General features: G+C 71.6%; 17 protein-coding genes. 10 read left to right on the top strand and 7 right to left on the bottom strand.

Annotated elements, in window-relative coordinates; translation table 11 throughout:
• The first annotated feature begins 99 nt into the window (after nt 1-99).
• The 6 genes from ABGB11_RS35820 (at nt 100) to ABGB11_RS35795 (ending at nt 6,709) form a co-directional block, all read left to right on the top strand.
• Nucleotides 100-1,686 (top strand): alpha-amylase family glycosyl hydrolase, encoded by a 1,587-nt coding sequence (locus ABGB11_RS35820; protein WP_347639928.1) that lies wholly within the window; start codon nt 100-102, stop codon nt 1,684-1,686.
• Nucleotides 1,683-2,954, top strand: a complete 1,272-nt coding sequence (locus ABGB11_RS35815) for an ABC transporter substrate-binding protein (protein ID WP_347639927.1) — start codon at nt 1,683-1,685, stop codon at nt 2,952-2,954. The genes ABGB11_RS35820 and ABGB11_RS35815 overlap by 4 nt, the downstream gene beginning before the upstream one ends.
• A 23-nt stretch (nt 2,955-2,977) precedes the next feature.
• Nucleotides 2,978-3,928, top strand: coding sequence for a sugar ABC transporter permease (locus tag ABGB11_RS35810; RefSeq protein WP_347639926.1), 951 nt, complete (start codon nt 2,978-2,980; stop codon nt 3,926-3,928).
• Between the two features lie 2 nt (nt 3,929-3,930).
• Complete coding sequence (locus ABGB11_RS35805) at nt 3,931-4,809, top strand: carbohydrate ABC transporter permease (RefSeq protein WP_347639925.1); 879 nt, start codon at nt 3,931-3,933, stop codon at nt 4,807-4,809.
• 83 nt (nt 4,810-4,892) lie between these two features.
• Nucleotides 4,893-5,765, top strand: a complete 873-nt coding sequence (locus ABGB11_RS35800) for a DMT family transporter (RefSeq protein ID WP_347639924.1) — start codon at nt 4,893-4,895, stop codon at nt 5,763-5,765.
• 59 nt (nt 5,766-5,824) lie between these two features.
• A complete protein-coding gene (locus ABGB11_RS35795; RefSeq protein WP_347639923.1) occupies nt 5,825-6,709 on the top strand; it encodes a LysR family transcriptional regulator in 885 nt (294 codons plus the stop codon).
• Nucleotides 6,710-6,736: 27 nt separating this feature from the next.
• Here the strand turns inward: ABGB11_RS35795 and ABGB11_RS35790 are convergent, their stop codons facing one another.
• Nucleotides 6,737-8,458: a GAF domain-containing sensor histidine kinase gene (locus ABGB11_RS35790; RefSeq protein WP_347639922.1), complete on the bottom strand. Its 1,722-nt coding sequence runs from the start codon at nt 8,456-8,458 to the stop codon at nt 6,737-6,739.
• Between the two features lie 105 nt (nt 8,459-8,563).
• Here ABGB11_RS35790 and ABGB11_RS35785 point away from each other — a divergent pair, with 105 nt between their 5' ends.
• Nucleotides 8,564-8,986 carry a pyridoxamine 5'-phosphate oxidase family protein gene (locus tag ABGB11_RS35785; protein WP_347639921.1) on the top strand — a complete coding sequence of 141 codons (423 nt, stop codon included), beginning with the start codon at nt 8,564-8,566 and terminating at the stop codon, nt 8,984-8,986.
• Here ABGB11_RS35785 and ABGB11_RS35780 read toward each other — a convergent pair.
• Both ABGB11_RS35780 and ABGB11_RS35775 read right to left on the bottom strand, forming a co-directional pair.
• Nucleotides 8,976-9,452, bottom strand: coding sequence for a Crp/Fnr family transcriptional regulator (locus ABGB11_RS35780; RefSeq protein WP_347639920.1), 477 nt, complete (start codon nt 9,450-9,452; stop codon nt 8,976-8,978). The two genes, ABGB11_RS35785 and ABGB11_RS35780, sit on opposite strands and share 11 nt — an antisense overlap.
• 190 nt (nt 9,453-9,642) lie before the next feature.
• On the bottom strand, nt 9,643-10,206 hold the full coding sequence (locus ABGB11_RS35775; protein WP_347639919.1) for a hypothetical protein: 564 nt from the start codon (nt 10,204-10,206) through the stop codon (nt 9,643-9,645).
• 223 nt (nt 10,207-10,429) lie between these two features.
• Here ABGB11_RS35775 and ABGB11_RS35770 point away from each other — a divergent pair, with 223 nt between their 5' ends.
• Together ABGB11_RS35770 and ABGB11_RS35765 are read left to right on the top strand one after the other, a co-directional pair.
• Complete coding sequence (locus ABGB11_RS35770) at nt 10,430-11,008, top strand: hypothetical protein (RefSeq protein ID WP_347639918.1); 579 nt, start codon at nt 10,430-10,432, stop codon at nt 11,006-11,008.
• Between the two features lie 127 nt (nt 11,009-11,135).
• The gene (locus ABGB11_RS35765; RefSeq protein ID WP_347639917.1) at nt 11,136-11,825 is read left to right on the top strand and encodes a response regulator transcription factor; all 690 of its coding nucleotides are present in this window, start codon (nt 11,136-11,138) and stop codon (nt 11,823-11,825) included.
• Nucleotides 11,826-11,915: 90 nt separating this feature from the next.
• On the opposite strand, the gene ABGB11_RS35760 is transcribed toward ABGB11_RS35765, so the two are convergent.
• Entirely contained in the window at nt 11,916-13,067 is a 1,152-nt protein-coding gene (locus tag ABGB11_RS35760) for a transposase (RefSeq protein ID WP_347639916.1), read from the bottom strand.
• Nucleotides 13,068-13,089: 22 nt separating this feature from the next.
• Between ABGB11_RS35760 and tnpA the strand changes: the two genes are divergently transcribed.
• Nucleotides 13,090-13,506 carry an IS200/IS605 family transposase gene (gene tnpA / locus ABGB11_RS35755; protein WP_347639915.1) on the top strand — a complete coding sequence of 139 codons (417 nt, stop codon included), beginning with the start codon at nt 13,090-13,092 and terminating at the stop codon, nt 13,504-13,506.
• 142 nt (nt 13,507-13,648) lie between these two features.
• Here the strand turns inward: tnpA and ABGB11_RS35750 are convergent, their stop codons facing one another.
• The 3 genes from ABGB11_RS35750 to ABGB11_RS35740 form a co-directional block, all read right to left on the bottom strand.
• Nucleotides 13,649-14,305 (bottom strand): hypothetical protein, encoded by a 657-nt coding sequence (locus tag ABGB11_RS35750; RefSeq protein ID WP_347639914.1) that lies wholly within the window; start codon nt 14,303-14,305, stop codon nt 13,649-13,651.
• An 87-nt stretch (nt 14,306-14,392) separates the two neighbouring features.
• A complete protein-coding gene (locus tag ABGB11_RS35745) occupies nt 14,393-15,322 on the bottom strand; it encodes a Rieske 2Fe-2S domain-containing protein (RefSeq protein ID WP_347639913.1) in 930 nt (309 codons plus the stop codon).
• Nucleotides 15,323-15,419: 97 nt separating this feature from the next.
• Nucleotides 15,420-16,334, bottom strand: a complete 915-nt coding sequence (locus ABGB11_RS35740) for an alpha/beta hydrolase (RefSeq protein WP_347639912.1) — start codon at nt 16,332-16,334, stop codon at nt 15,420-15,422.
• Nucleotides 16,335-16,375: the final 41 nt, after the last annotated feature.

The following is a 16,375-nucleotide window of genomic DNA, read 5'->3' as shown; positions in this document are numbered from 1 at the left end:
CAAATCCTGATGGCCACCATACCGACGAAACGAATCCCAATTCGTTTGGCGTGCCGGCCGCGATTTCGCGGCACCGGGCGCCCCCGGAAAGGAGTCCAGGTGGACCGATCCCCTTGGTGGCACGGTGCCGCCGTTTACCACGTCTACGTCCGCTCGTTCCAGGACGCCGACGGGGACGGCCACGGGGACCTCCGGGGCCTCATCGGGCGGCTCGACTACCTCCGGTGGCTCGGGGTCGACGCGCTCTGGCTCTCGCCGACCATGCCGTCCCCGAACCGCGACTGGGGCTACGACGTCTCCGACTACCGCGGCGTCCACCCGGAGCTCGGCACGCTGGACGACCTGGACCTTCTCGTCTCCCGGGCGCGGGAGAACGGCATGCGCGTCCTGCTCGACCTCGTCCCGAACCACACCAGCAGCGAGCACCCGTGGTTCGTCGCGGCCCGTTCCGCGCCGGACTCGCCGTACCGCGACTACTACGTGTGGGCGCCGCCCAAGAGCGACGGCTCCCCGCCGAACAACTGGCTCGACGACACCGGCGAACCGGCGTGGACGTGGGACGAGAAAAGCGGCGAGTACTACCTGCACAATTTCCTTCCCGAACAGCCGGACCTCAATTGGTGGAACCCGGCGGTGCACGCCGAATTCGACGCCATCATGGACTTCTGGTTCGACCGCGGGATCGCCGGATTCCGGATCGACGTGGCGAACGGCCTCTACAAGGACGCGCGGCTCCGGGACAATCCGCGGCACGACGGCGCCTACATCTACGGCACCGAAGTCCAGGGCCGGTACGGGCTCCAGCACGTGCACAACTTCAACCAGCCCGAGGTGCACGACGTCTACCGGCACTGGCGCCGCCGCGCGGAGAGCCGGCCGGAGCCGCCGCTGCTCCTCGGCGAGACGTGGGTGGCGCGCGTCGACGAGCTCGCCCCGTATTTCGGGGACGGCGACGAGCTCCAGCTCGGGTTCAATTTCCCCTTCATCTTCGCGCCCTTCGAGGCACCGGCCCTTTCCCGGGTGGTGGCCGAGTCACTGGCCTCATTCCCCCAGGGCACATGTCCGATCTGGGCGGGCTCGAACCACGACCTGCCCCGGCTGGCGACGCGATGGGCGGGAGGGGATCAGCGCAGGACCCGCCTGGCGCACACCCTCATGGCGACACTCCCCGGGACCTACGCCCTCTACTACGGCGACGAACTCGGAATGTCGGACAGCGACATCCCGGCCGCGCTGCACCGCGACCCGCTCACGGCCGGCGGCAAGAACGGGCAGTGGCCGCGCGACAACGCCCGCGCGCCGATGCGCTGGGACCGCACGCCCGGCGCGGGATTCACGACCGGCACCCCCTGGCTGCCCCTGCCGGACGACGAGACCGTCAACGTGGCCGACCAGCGCGCCGATCGGACCTCGACCCTCGCCCTCGTCCGCGCGCTCCTGCACCTGCGGCGCGAGGTCTTCGCCGGCACCGTCGCCGAGTACCGCGAGGCCGAGGTGACCGAGTCCCGCTGGATCTACACCTGCGGCCCGCTGACCGTGGCCGCCTCCTTCTCCGACGAGCCGCAGCGGCTCGACCTCGGCGGCGAACCGCTGCTGTCGAGCGCCACGGTCCGCGAGGACCTGCCCGAGACCGGCTCCTCCTGGGTGCTCCGCCCCTGGGAGGCCGTCGTCCTGGGGTCCGCGTGAAGGCCTGGCGCGGGCCGGCCGCCGCGACGGCCGCGCTCGTCCTCGCCGCCGGCTGCGCCGCGCCCGACAGCGGGCTCGCCGCGGCGCGACGGCACCTGGCCGGCCGCGGGCCGATCACGTTCGTGCAGGCGTCGGACGAGGCCGGGGTCGCGACCAGGCAGGTCATCGAGGCGTGGAACAGGCTCCATCCGGACCAGCGGGTGACGCTCAGGCAGTTCGGCGACGTCGACGAGCTGCACGACAACCTCGTGCACCACTTCAAGGCGGAGGACGCGGACTACGACGTGCTCGGGGCCGACGTCGTCACGATCGCGGAGTACGCGGCGCACCGGTGGCTGCAGCCGTTCAAGGGCGGGTACTCGCTGGACACGTCGCCGTTGCTGGAGCAGACGGTCGCGACCGCGCGCTACCAGGGCACGCTCTACGCCGCACCGTTCATGACGGACGCGGGCCTTCTCTACTACCGCAAGGACCTGGTGCCGCGACCGCCGCGGACCTGGCGGGAACTGCGGGGGTACTGCGAGATCGCCCGCAAGCGGCGCATGGGCTGCTACGCCGGGCAGTTCGCCAAGTACGAGGGACTCACCGTCAACGTGACCGAGGCCGTCGCCGCGGCCGGCGGGAGTTTCGTGAAGTCCGACGGGACCACGCCGTCGGCCGACACCCCGGCGGCCCGCGAAGGGCTGTCCCTTCTCGTCGACGCCTATCGCTCCGGCGACATCCCAGCGGAGGCGATCACCTACCAGGAGGAGGAAGGCCGCCACGCCTTCGAGGCGGGGAAGCTGCTGTTCCTGCGCAACTGGTCCTACGTGTACCCGCTGGCGAACAGCGACGGCGCCTCCGTCGTGAAGGGCAGGTTCGGGGTGACCACGCTCCCCGGCGTCGACGGGCCGGGCCGGACCGCCCTCGGCGGACAGGACAACGCGGTGAACGTCTACTCGAAGCACAAGGCGACCGCGCGGGACTTCGTGATCTATCTGCAGTCCCCGGACGTGCAGCGGAAGCTGCTCGTCGAGCAGGGCCAGCCTCCCGTGGTCAAGAGCCTCTACCACGACAGGTCCCTGCTGGACGATCCCGCGCTCGGCTACCTCGGCGCGCTCGAACGGAGCATCGCCACCGCGACCGAACGGCCGGTCACACCGTTCTATCCCGCCGTGACCCAGGCCATCAGCGACAACGCCTACGCGGCCATCAAGGGCGGCAAGCCCGCCGGCGAGGCCCTCGACGACATCCAGGCGGCGATCCGCGCCGCGACGAGCGAGCAGTGATGCACGGGAGACGGGAACGACCCATGACCCAGCCGTCCGCGACGACCGGGCAGGGCCGCAGCCGGCTCGGCGCGGTCCTGGTCTCACCGGCGCTCATCCTGCTCGCCGCCGTCATCGGCTACCCGGTCGTCAGCGCGCTGATGACCTCGTTCCGCGCCGACCCGACCCTCCAGAACGGCTTCTTCACCACCGGCGGGGAGTTCGCCGGGTTCTCCAACTACCTGCACTGGCTGGCACAGCGCTGCGGCGACACGTCCTGCCCTCCCGGCACGCTCGGTGACCAGTTCTGGACCTCGGTCCTCGTCACCCTGTTCTTCACGGTGGTGACGGTGTCCCTTGAGGTCGTCATCGGCCTGCTCATGGCCATCGTCATGAACCAGGCGTTCGCCGGACGCGGCTTCCTGCGCGCCGTCGTGCTGGTGCCCTGGGCGATCCCGACGGCCGTCACCGCGAAGCTCTGGTTCTTCATGTTCGCCTACGACGGCATCGTCAACCGCGCCCTCGGCACCCACGTCCTGTGGACCGACGGGGCGTGGTCCGCGCGGACCGCCGTGATCATCAGCGACGTGTGGAAGACGACGCCGTTCGTGGCGCTGCTGCTCCTCGCCGGCATGTCGGGCATCCCCGGCGGGCTCTACGAGGCCGCCCGCATCGACGGCGCCTCCCCGTTCCAGTGCTTCGTCCGGATCACCCTGCCGCTGGTGCGGCCGGCGCTGCTGGTCGCCGTCGTCTTCCGCGCCCTGGACGTGCTGCGCATCTACGACCTGCCGGCGATCCTCACCCACGGCGGCGGCGGTGACGGGCACGCGACCACGACGCTGTCGATCCTGACCGTCCGGCAGATCCAGCAGGGGTACGGCGGAGCTTCGGCGATCTCGACGCTGACCTTCGTGCTCATCTTCGGTGTCGCGCTGGCGCTCGTCCGGGCGTTCCGGGTCAACCTCGTCCAGTCCGAACAGCATGGGATGTCCTAGTGATGACGACCGTCGGATACTCGCACGCCACCCGCAAGACACTCCGCCGGCGGACATGGCGGCGGCTGTGGCCGTACGCCGGCGCGGCCGTCATCGTGCTCTGGTGCCTCGGCCCCTTCTACTGGATGGTGGTCACCGCGTTCCGCGACGTCGGCCACACCTTCGACGCCACGCCCTGGCCGGCGCATCCGACGCTGGACAACTTCCGCGCGGCGTTCGACACGAGCGGCGGCGACCATTTCGGGCGGGCACTGCTCAACAGCGTGGTCATCGCCTGCGCGACGACCGCGCTCGCGCTCCTCATCGGCGGCCCGGCGGCGTACGCGCTGGTCCGGCTGCCGATGCGCGGCAAGCCGAAGGTCCTGGCGGCCGTGCTGTGCGCGTCGATGTTCCCCGGCGTCGCCATCCTGACGCCGCTGTTCCGGATGTTCACCGAGATCCGATGGCTCGGGACCTACCAGGCGCTCATCGTCCCCAACATCTCCTTCGCCCTGCCGCTGGCCATCTGGATCCTCACGAGCTTCTTCGCCGCCATGCCCTGGGAGCTGGAGAAGGCGGCGCTGGCGGACGGCGCCACCCCGGCGCAGGCGTTCCGCAAGGTCCTGCTCCCGCTCGCGGCGCCCGGCCTGTTCACCACCGCGATCATCGTCTTCTTCGCCGCCTGGGACGAGTACCTGCTGTCCAGCCTGCTGTCCAACGGCAACCCCGACGTCGCGCCGGTGACGGTGGCGATCGCGAACTTCGCCGGTTCCCAGCCGCACCAGATCCCGTACACCGCCACCATGGCGGCCGGAGCCGTGGTGGCCCTCCCCCTCATCGCCGCCGTCCTGGTGTTCCAGCGGCGCATCGTCACCGGGCTCACGGCGGGCGCGTTCAAGTAGGGCGGCGGCGGATCGGGCCGGCCGGCACTGCGCGATCATGGGGGCGGACGGATCCCGCGTGCGGTCCAGGGGGAGGCTTCCCGGTGAACGGCTCGGCCCTCTCGCTCGTCCTCGTCGCGGCCGTGGTGCACGCGGTCTGGAACTTCTCCGCGAAGCGGGTCGGGCGCGGCGGAGCGGAGTTCGTCTTCCTCTACTACACCGTCTCGGCCCTCGTGTTCGCGCCGCTGGCGGTGGCCTTCCTGATGGCCGAGCCGCAGCGTCCTCACTGGACCTGGCTGCTCGCCGCGCTGGTCACCTCGGCCCTGCACGTGGCGTACGGGGTCGTGCTGCAGCGCGGGTACGCCACCGGTGACCTGTCGGTGGTGTACCCCCTGGCCAGGGGCACCGGGCCGCTGCTGTCCGTGCTGGTCGCAGTCCTTTTCCTCGGCGAGCACCCCGGCCGGCCCGGCCTGGTCGGCGCGCTGCTGGTGATCGCCGGTGTGCTGGTGGTCAGCACCGGCACGCCCGCGGCGGACGACGCCTCACCCGCCCGGCGCCGCGCGGGCGTCTTCTACGGCGTGCTGACCGGGTTCATGATCGCGGGCTACACGCTCTGGGACGCGCACTCCGTCACGACCCTGGCGGTCCCGCCGCTGGTCTACTTCGGCTCCGGGGCGCTCGCGCAGAGCCTGCTCCTCGCGCCGTACGCGCTGCGCAACAGGGCGCGGACCGCCGGGCTGTGGCGGGACCACCGCCGCCAGGTGCTGACCATCGGCCTGCTGTCGCCGGTGGCCTACCTGCTCGTGCTCTTCGCGCTCCAGATCGCGCCGGTCAGCCTGGTCGCGCCCGCACGGGAGCTGAGCATCGTGCTCGGCGGGCTGGCCGCGTGGCGCGTGCTGGGCGAGACCAACGCCGTCCGGCGCCTCGCGGGCTCCCTGGTCGTGCTCGCCGGGATCGCCGCCATCGCGATGGCCTGACCGGAAGGACTGATGCACACCCGGCTCATGTTCGAGGCGGGTGATACCTTCGCGGCATTATGTTCTCCTTCGAGCAACTCCGTGGCTTCGTCGCCGTGGCCGAAGAGCTCCACTTCGGCCGTGCCGCCGAGCGGCTCAACATGACCCAGCCGCCGCTGAGCCGGCAGATCCAGAAGCTGGAGCGGACGATCGGCGTCCAGCTGTTCGAGCGCGACAACCGCAGCGTCGAGCTGACCGCGGCGGGCGCGGCGTTCCTGGCGGAGGCCAGGCGGCTGCTCGCGCTCGCCGACCACGCCCCCGACCTGGCGCGCCGGATCTCGGCCGGGTCGGCCGGCACGGTGCGGATCGGTTTCACGGCGGCGTCGACGTTCGCGGCCCTGCCGGCCGTCCTGCGCCGCATCGACGAGACGCTGCCCGACATCGACGTCGACCTGTACGAGATGGTCACCCGGGAGCAGACCGAGGCGCTGCTCGGGCACGAGCTCGACCTCGGGCTCGCCAGGCCGCCGTTCGACCGGGAGGTCTACGACTCGCGCCCGCTCAGCCGGGAGATGCTCATGATCGCCGCGCCGGCCGGCCACCGGCTGGCCGGGCTCGGCCGCCCCGTCCGCCCGGCCGACCTGGCCGGCGAGCCGCTGATCATGCACGCGCCGGACAAGGCGGCCTATTTCTACGATCTGATCGTCAGCCTCGTCCCGATCATGCGCGAGAACGTGGTGCACAGCGTCAGCCAGGTCCTCACCATGGTCTGGCTTGTCGCCGCGGGCCGGGGGCTCGCGTTCGTGCCCGAGGCCGCCACCCGCCTGGGCGTCGAGGGCGTGACGTACCTCCCGTTCGCCAGGCAGGCCGGCAAGCCGGTGGAACTGCATCTGCTCTGGCTGAAGGAGTCGAAGAACACGGCCCTGTGGCAGGTTCTCGACCGCCTCGACGGGCTCAGCCTGTGACGCCGCGGGCACGGCGCCCGTAGCGTCCTACCCGCCTGAGCCGAGGGGGACCCGCCAGGTGAGCACCGTCCCGCCGCCCGGACGCGGCTCGGTGGTGCACGTGCCGCCCAGCCTCCCGGCCCGCTCGCCGAGGTTGCGGAGCCCGCTGCGGCGGCCTCCCTCGGGGATGCCGATGCCGTTGTCCTCGACGCAGACCGTGACGTCGTCCCCGACGCCGATGTTCACCACGGCCTCGGTCGCCTTGGCGTGCCGGGCCACGTTCGACAGCGCCTCCCGCACCACGGCGAGCAGGTGCTCGGCGACGTCGTCGTCCACCGCCGTGTCCAGCAGGCCGTCCAACCGCACCGAGGGCGCGAACCCCAGATGCTCCGACGCGGCGTCGACCAGGACGTGCACCCGGCTGCGCAGCGACTCGGTGTCGGTCGGCCCCTGCAGCGCGAAGATCGTCGAGCGGATCTGCCGCATGGTGTCGTCCAGGTCGTCCACCGCCCGCTGCACCCGGACCGCCACCTCCCGCTTCTGCGTGATCTTGAGCGCGGCCATCAGCCCCATCGCCGTCGCGAACAGCCGCTGGATCACCGTGTCGTGCAGGTCCTTGGCGATGCGGTCGCGGTCCTCCAGCAGCGCGAGGCGCTCGGTGTCGCGGCGCCGGTCGGCCAGTTCCAGCGCGACGGCCGCCTGCCCGGCGAACGCCTCCAGGAGCCGCTGCGTCCCGTCCGAGAACACCGGCCCGCCCGGCACGCTGGCCACCGAGATGATGCCGCGCGCCGCCGAGCCGAGGCCCAGCGGGACGATCAGCAGCGGACCGATCGGCACCTGCGTCGGCACGTTCGCCTCGCGCGCCGCCTCGCCGCCGTCGGCCAGCCGCAGCGCCGCCCCGCCGGCGAAGACCGGCCCGGCCACCGAGTGGTCCAGCGGCACCCGCAGCCCTCGCAGCCGCTCGGCGCCCTCCCCTTCGGCGGCCTCGACCGTGAAGTCCGTGCCGCTCTCCCCGATCAGCGCCACGGTCGCGAGGTCCGCACCGGCGATCTCCCTGGCGCGCCGTGCCAGCAGGGAGGTCACCTCGCGCGGGTCGGTGCCCGACAGCAGCGCCGTGGAGATCTCCCCCGACGCCTCCAGCCAGCGCTCGCGCCGCCGCGTCTCCTCGTACAGCCGGGCGTTCTCGATCGCGACGCCCGCGGCGGTGGCCAGCGCCGTCACCACGACCTCGTCCTCGTCCTCGAACCGGCCGCCGCCCACCTTCTCGGTCAGGTAGAGATTGCCGAACACCTCGTCGCGCACCCGGATCGGGACCCCGAGGAACGTGCGCATCGGCGGATGATGCGGCGGGAAGCCGCTGGAGGCGGGATGCTCGCCCAGGTTCGGCAGGCGGATCGGGTGCGGCTCGCGGATCAGCAGCCCCAGGATCCCGTGGCCGTGCGGCCAGTGCCCGATGGCGTCGATCTCCTCGTCGCTCACCCCGACCGTGACGAACTGGACCAGCCGCTCCCCCTCCTCGCCGATCACGCCGAGGGCGCCGTACCGGGCGTCCACCAAGGTCGTCGCGGCCTCGGTGATGCGGCGGAGCACCGACTCCAGGTCGAGCTCGCCGCCGATCGAGACCACGGCCTCCAGCAGCGCGTGCACGCGGTCCCGCGTCGAGCGGGCGGCCTCCAAGCGCGCCTGCAGCTCCGCCAGCAGATCGTCCAGCTGCAGCTGCGGGAGGATCAGCCGCGCCCGGTCCGGACCGGTACCTGACTCCTCAGCCACACCGCCAGTATCGCGCAGCATCCGGCGAGTGGGCAGGTCGGGGCTCGTGATTTCCGGGACCTTGGTCCCTAACGGTCCCCGCCGTGCCCGCGCCACCCTGGAGCCATGCAGCGCGACCAGAGCGGCCTGGAGATGCTGGACGAGGACGAGTGCCGCGCCCTTCTGGCAGGCGCCGGGATCGGCCGGATCGTCTTCACCCACCAGGCGCTGCCCGCCGTCCAGCCCGTCAACTTCCTCCTCGACGGCGACCACATCGTGATCAAGACGTCGCGGACGTCGAGGCTGGCCACCGCCGCCGCGAACACCGTCGTCGCGTTCGAGATCGACGAGTTCGACGTCGCGGCCCGGACGGGCTGGTCCGTGGTCGTCGTCGGCCGCGCCCGGCGCGTCACCGACCCGCGGGAGACCGCCGCGCTGGCGGCCCTTCCGCTGCAGAGCTGGGCCCCCGGGGAGCGTGACGCCTTCATCCTCGTCCAGTGCGAGTTCGTGACCGGCCGGCGGATCGCCGAGCAGGTCGTCACGCGCTGAGCGCTCCGTTCCCCCGGGCCGTCCCGGAGAGCTCCATCAGCCGCGCCTGGGTGGCCTCGAGGCGGTCCACGACGAGCCCGGCGAAGCGGCGGGTCAGCTCGTAGCCCATGGACGGGTCGACCGCGCCGAGCGTCCGGACCAGGCGGCCGTCGAACTCGATCGCCCGGACCGGCGTGCCGGCGACGCCTCCGAACCGCCACCGGTGCGGCCCGAACAGCCAGGACCAGCCCAGCACCGATCCCGGGCCGAAGGTCTCCACGATGACGGGGCCGCGGCCGGGCATGTGCAGGTCGACGGCCACGGTCCCCTCCTGGATGAGCCAGAACCGCTCGGCGGGCTCGGACTCGCGGAAGATCCGCCGTCCCGCCGGTATCTCGGTGAAGCGGGCCGCCTTCGCGAGCCTCTCCAGGCCGGCCGCGCGCATACCGCTCAGGAACGGTTCACGGGCGAGATCCGCTCCGGTCACGATGCCCACCTGCCTCACCCCCTTCGTTCTCATCCGCTGAATTCCTCTCCATCCCACCCTCCGGCGGAGCCGGTCCACAGGGCCGAAGGGCCTTCATGGCCGGGACCTCCGCCGCGCCCCTGATCACCTGGCCCCGTGACCACGGGCAAGGACGCCCACCGAGGTGGGCGTCCTCCGCGGTCTTCGCCGGCTACTTGAGGACGGGGAGGCGCTTCGCCAGGCGGGTGTTGCTCCACCAGCGGCCCAGGCCCAGCGTGTCACCGGCGCTGACCAGGGCCAGCCCGACCAGGACGATCGCGTAGATCAGGTGGTCGTCCATGAACACGTTGTTCTCCGGGGGCAGCACCGCCGTCCACATCATCACCAGCATCCCCGCACCGGCCGCGGCCGCGATCCGCATCCCGATGCCCAGGATCAGCGCGGCGCCGATCCCGGCCAGACCGATCATGAACAGCCAGTCCGCCCAGGCGGCCCCGGCGATGTCGTGGTAGAACCCGGCGAACGGGCCCGCCGGCGAGTTCTTCAGGAACCCCTCGGTGGGGCTGCCGCCCTCGATCCACGCCCTGGCGGCGGGGGTCTCGTGGCCGAGCCCGAACGTCTTGTCCAGGAACGCCCACAGGAACACCCAGCCGAGCGACAGCCGGGCCAGCGCCCACACGTAGCGAGCGGCGGGCGACTCGGTCAGCGGCCTGGGGACCACCACCCGCACCAGGGTCCCCCTCCGCACGTGCGTCTTGTGCTCGGAGAGTGCCATCGCCACTCACCTTCCATCGCATCGATGATCTCTTCACCCCTTACTCAACGCCACCGCGCGGCCCGGCCCCAGATCCGTTCGGTCCACGATCATCGGGACGGAGGTCCCCCCGTCACGGCGCCTTCTGGGGGCCTTCCGGCCCAGGAGAAAGGACTTTCGGCTCTGCAACGCCCCATTCCGGGGCTTCTAGCGTCGTTTGCGGCGGCAATGGAAGGAACGGCGCATGAAACCGATCACGATGCGCGCACGTGCGGACCGCTGGCGCCGCAGGTTCGGCTTCGACGACAACGACTTGCGCCGGCACGTGGACCGCCTCCAGTGGAAGGTGGGCCTCTTCCTCCTCGTGCTCTTCCTCGGCGTCTCTCCGCCTCTCTGTGCCCACGTCGTCCAGGCCGTCCACGAGTCGGGCACGCGCACCGAGAAGGAGGCGGCCGCCACGCGGCACCGGGTCAGCGCGACCGTCGTGAAGGTCGAGGAGCTGCGGAACCGGCACCGGGTGACCGTCGCCTGGACCGAGCCGGACGGGACGCGGCGGACCGGCGGTTACACCGCCTGGGGCGCGCCCGCCGCGGGCGACCGGCTCACGGTCTGGGTCGGCCCAGGCGCCGTCTCGACCTCGCCTCCCCCGGGGCGCGGGTGGACGATCACCCGCACCGTGACGGCGGGCGCGGGAACGCTGCTCGCGGCCGGCCTGCCGCCGCTGGGCGTCTACCTGCTGGTCCGGCGGCGGTGCGACCGGCTCCGCTACCGGCTCTGGGACGCCGCGTGGACCCGCTTCGACAACCACCACATCGGCCCGTGACCTGGCGATCCGGGCGCCGTGCCCCTTTCGGGACGTTGGTCCCGCGATCTTCGGACGTCCGGTCCCGGGACGCGGCGGGGCTTCGCGGGTACCGTCCAGGGCATCATCTGCGAACAGAGGACGTGCGATGACGAGCGGTAAGGAAGAAGGCGCCACGGCGATCCGGGTGTTCCTCCTCGACGACCACGAGGTGGTCCGGCGGGGGGTGGCCGCGCTGCTGTCCGCCGAGGGCGGCATCGAGGTCGTCGGCGAGGCCGGCACCGCCGCAGACGCGCTGGCGCGCATCCCCGCCGCCAGGCCGGACGTGGCGGTCCTGGACGTCCGTCTCCCCGACGGGGACGGCGTCGCCGTCTGCCGCGAGATCCGCTCCCGGCTGCCCGAGCTGGCCTGCCTGATGCTGACCTCGTTCGACGACGAGGACGCCCTGTTCGAAGCCGTGATGGCGGGGGCCGCCGGCTACGTCCTCAAGCAGATCCACGGCTCGGACCTGGTCGGCGCCGTCCGCACCGTCGCCACCGGCCAGTCCCTGCTCGACCCCCGCAGCACCGCCCGCATGCTCGAACGCCTCCGCAGCCGCCAGGAGAAGAAGGACCCTCTCCAGGGCCTCACCGACCAGGAACGCCACATCCTCGAACTCATCGGCGAGGGTCTGACCAACCGGCAGATCGGCGAACGCCTCTTCCTCGCCGAGAAGACGGTCAAGAACTACATCTCCAGCCTCTTCGCCAAACTCGGCATGAGCCGCCGCACCCAGGCCGCCGCCCTCGCGGCCCAACTCAAGGCCGACTCCGCCGCCCCCGGGAAGCGGCGCGATTGACGCGCTCCCCGGCCTGAAGGCCGGGGATTCAGCCCGTGCCGCGTGTGCGGCACGTCTGTGGCTTCCTGTTTCACCGGGTCCTGCCTTCCGCTAGGCGGTAGGGCTTACGGTCCCTCCGCAGGCGTTTAGCCTGTCCGCCCGTCCGGCGGCCAGGATGTTCTTCGCGGCGTTGACGTCCCGGTCGTGGACCGCGCCGCACGCACACGCCCACTCGCGGACGTCCAGCGGCATCGCTTCGGCGACCGTTCCGCATGCTCCGCAGAGCTTCGAGGACGGGAACCAGCGGTCCACCTTCGCGAAGGTGCGCCCGTACCGTTCGGCCTTGTACTCCAGCATCGCCAGGAACTGGGACCAGCCCGCCTCGTGCACCGACTTGGCCAGCTTCGTGCGGGCGAGACCGGACACGCACAGGTCTTCCACGTAGACCGCTTGGTTGTCGCGGACCAGTTGTGTGGAGAGCTTGTGGTGGTGGTCCCGCCGCGCATCGGCGACGCGGGCATGCATCCGTGCCACGCGGGCGACCGCCTTGCGGCGGTTCGCTGAGCCCTTCTGCTTGCGGGACAGCGCCTGCTGCGCCTTCCGCAACCGGCGTTCGGCCCGGCGCAGGAACTTCGGGCTGGTGATCTTCCGGCCGTCCGAGGTCACCGCGAAGTGCGTCAGGCCCAGGTCGATCCCGATCTCCGCCGCCACCACCGGCAACGGCTCGTCCGCCGTGTCGACCACAAACGATGCGAAGTAGCGGCCCGCCGCGTCCTTGACCACCGTGACCGACGAAGGGACGGACGGCAGGTCCCGCGACCACCGCACCCGCACGTCCCCGATCTTCGGCAGGCGCAGCTTCCCGCCCGCCGTGACCGTGAAGCGGGCGTTGCGGGTGAACCGGATCGCCTGCCGCCGGTCCTTGCGGGACCGGAACCGGGGCAGGGAGACCTTCCGGCCCTTCCGCTTCCCCGAGACCGACGCGAAGAAGTTGCGGTACGCGGTGTTCAGATCGGCCAGGGCCTGCTGGAGCACGACGGCCGAGACCTCGCCCAGCCACGCCCGCCCGCTGATCTTCTTCGCCTCGGTGATGACCTGCTTGGACAGGTCCCCGTCCGATAGGTAGGGCAGCCCGGCCGCATGCGCCTGCTCCCGGGCGCGGAGGGCGTCGTTGAACACCACCCGCGCGCACCCGAACGCCCGCGCCAGCGACTGCTGCTGGCCGGGGGTCGGGTAGAGCCGGAACTGGTACCTGAGCTGCACCCCTCGATCCTACTATTGGCCTATGGCTGATCATGGCGACATCAGGACCGGTAGGCACTGCGTTTTCGTACTCCACGCACATTTGGTTTTCGTGACCAAGTTCCGGCATGAGGTCTTCACCGGCCCGCACCTGAAACGCCTGGAGGAGATCATGCGGGCGGTGTGCGGTGACTTCGAGGTCGAACTCGCCGAGTTCAACGGCGAGCCCGACCATGTGCACCTGCTGGTGCACTTCCCGCCCAAGGTCGCTCTGTCCAAGCTGGTCAACAGCCTCAAAGGGGTGTCGTCCCGCCGAATGCGGCAGGAGTTCCCCGAGCTGGCCCGCCACTACTGGCGGGCGAACAAGCTGTGGTCGGGCTCCTACTTCGCCGGGAGCGTGGGCGGCGCACCGCTCAGCGTCCTGCGCAAGTACATCGAGCAGCAGAACCGCCCGGCCTGAGCCGGGTAGACGCCCGATCGCCCTGGGGGCGATCCGGCTTTCCCTGCCCTGCCCCGCAGGACGGTCCACTTCACCCCCGGCCTGCAGGCCGGAGCACTGCGGACAAACCTGGTAGCACTGCTCCGGTCCGCCGGCGTCCGGGTCAGATCCAGCCCATGTTGGAGGGCTGAGGGAATCCCCGGTACCAGATGCCGTAGGCGACGAGCATGACGACGGCGGGCGCGAAGGCGGGGATCAGGACCCGGCCGAGACCGAAGCGGGTTCGCCAGCCGTACACGGTGAAGGCGGCGGCCACGGCGATGCCCATGAAGGCCGTGGTGCCTTCGATGGAGTTGGTGGTCCAGGTGATGGCGACGCCGAGGCTGAGCGGGAGATGGAGCCAGGTACGCGGCGCGGGCGTCCGGGCGAACGCGACGGCGAGAGCGGCGAAGACGAGCGTGGTCCCGGCGTACCAGAGGTAATGGCCGACGGTTTCGTCCCAGAGGTGAGCGGTGGGCCCCGGTTGGAAGTTGTAGACCGAGTTGGCGGCGAGATGGATCCCGTGGCCCTCGGTATAGGTAATGGCGCCGACGAGGTAGAGGACCCAGACGCGGGGGCGCGTTCGGGACGCGTGGAGCGCGGCCGCAGCGGTGAGCAGGACGGCATACGGCGTGAGGATGTCGATCCAGTCGGCCCAGCTGGTGTGGCCGACGTCGCCGAGCGGGGCGAGGGCGAACCCGAGATGGTGGGTGACGATATAGAGGGCGACGGTGGCGGCGAGCCATCGCCGTGCGTGCGGGCGGCCGGGAAGGATGGTCACCCCAGCAACGTAGACGTCCCGCCCGCGACCGTCACCGCAGCGCGCGACGGGCGCGGGCGGCGGTGACGGTCGGCGGCGGCGAGCCGGTCAGGAGGCCGACATGCGCGTGAGCGTGCGACGGCTCTTCCGGTGGGGGTGCTCCTCGACCGCCCGCTCGGGGACGCCCTTCGGCGGGACGCGCACCTCGATGCGGCCGTCCTGGACGCGCGTCTCGTAGCAGGGCTGCGGGGCGCTGGCCGGGCCGCGCACGATGCCGCCGTCGGAGAACCGGAACGTGCTGCCGTGCCACGGACACACCACGCAGCCTTCCTCGAACGTGCCCTCGTCCAGCGGGCCACCCATGTGGCTGCAGGTCGCGGCCAGGGCGTACACCTCCCCGGACCTCCGGTGGAGCAGCACCTGCACGCCGCCCACGTCCACCGTCTGGTGCTCGCCCTCGGGCAGCTCGGCCTCCGCCAGCGTCGGCGTCCACTCCTCAGGCCCGTGCAGCCATGCGGTGCGGTTGACGTTGACGCCCCTGACGAACGACAGGTAGCCGCCGAGGTAGGCGCTCGCCGCCAGGACGCCGAATCCCACGAACCCCAGCACCTTGCCCTGCCGGCGCTTCCCGCGGGCACGCGCGACCGCCGATGCCACGTACAGGCCCAGCGCCGCGGAGTTCGACGCGGCGTGGACCAGCCCCACGCGCCGTTCCGGCCCGATGGTGTCGGACCAGTCGTTCAGCCCGGTGAGCGCGGTGGGCAGGGCGGCGACCACGCCGGTCCGAACCAGCAGGTCGGCCGCCGGCTCGGATCTGCGTCCCCCTGCGATGTCCAGCAGCGCGGCCATGCTCCACGCGCCGATCGGCACATCGGTGAGGGTCGGGTGCAGCGGGTGCCCGAGGTTGGTCCCGCTGAGCAGGTTGCGGACGATGCGCGGCCGTACCGCCCGCTGCACCGCCTTGCTGACCGGCTTGGCGGCCCCGTCGAGCGCCTCCGCCCTCTCCAGCCGGCGCATCATCTTCTGCGGCATGCTCATCTTGGCCTCCCCCAAGGCACGACATCACTAATCCCGCTCCTATCCCCCGCGCACCTCCGAAAACCCCCACCCCCTCAACCCGCCTTGTGGAGCGCTCTCAGGTGAGCAGTTCCAGCAGGTGGTCCAGCGTTTCCTCGGGCGCCTCCTCCGGCAGGAAGTGGCCGCCCTGGACGGGGCCGCCACGCACGTCGGCGGCCCAGACCCTCCAGACGTCGAGCGGCTCGTACCACTGCCCGACCGGGCCGGTGGCGCTCCACAGCACCAACGTCGGGCACTCGATGCGCCGGCGCCCGCGGTCGGCCCGGTCGTCGGCCACGTCCAGCGTGGCGGCGGCGCGGTACTGCTCGCATATGGCGTGGACGGCCTCCGGATCGGCGAACGTCGCCCGGTAGGCGTCGCGCACGCGGTCGGGGAACACGCCGGGCACCTGGGACCAGGTGTCGAGCATGTGGTCCACCAGCACCCGCGGCGCCGCCGCGATCAGCTCCTCCGGCACCGGGCTCGGCGCCGCCAGGAACGACCAGACCCAGTACCCGAGGCTGAAGTCGGCGTCGGCGCGGGCGTAGGCGTCGCCGGTGGGCACGACGTCCAGTACCGCCAGGTGGCCGACCGCGGCCGGGTGGTCCAGTGCCATCCGGTAGGCGCATCGGGCGCCCCGGTCGTGGCCGACCACCGCGAAGCGGTCGAATCCGAGCGCCGCCATGACCTCGACCTGGTCGGCGGCGAGCGCCCGCATCCGGTAGGGCCCGTGGTCCGGCGCGCTGGGCGGCCGGCCGCTCGCGCCGTACCCCCGCAGGTCGGTCGCGACCACGGTGAACCGTTCGGCCAGCGCCGGCGCGATGCGGTGCCACATCAGGTGCGTCTCGGGGATTCCGTGAAGCAGCAGTACCGGTGGCCCCGCCCCACCCCGAACACCATGGATGGTCGTCTGCGACGTGGAAATGTCGAATTCCTCGAAGCCCTCGAACACCACGGCAACGCTACTCCCGTGGGCCCCGGCTACTGTGCGCATGTGACGGAACTCGAAGGCTGGTTCGCGCCGTACCGCAAGGA

The organism is Actinomadura sp. B10D3 (genome assembly GCF_039871695.1).
In the GTDB taxonomy this organism is placed as follows: domain Bacteria; phylum Actinomycetota; class Actinomycetes; order Streptosporangiales; family Streptosporangiaceae; genus Spirillospora; species Spirillospora madurae.
Note: the sequence above shows the minus strand (reverse complement) of the source record. Positions and strands in the feature narration are given on the sequence as shown.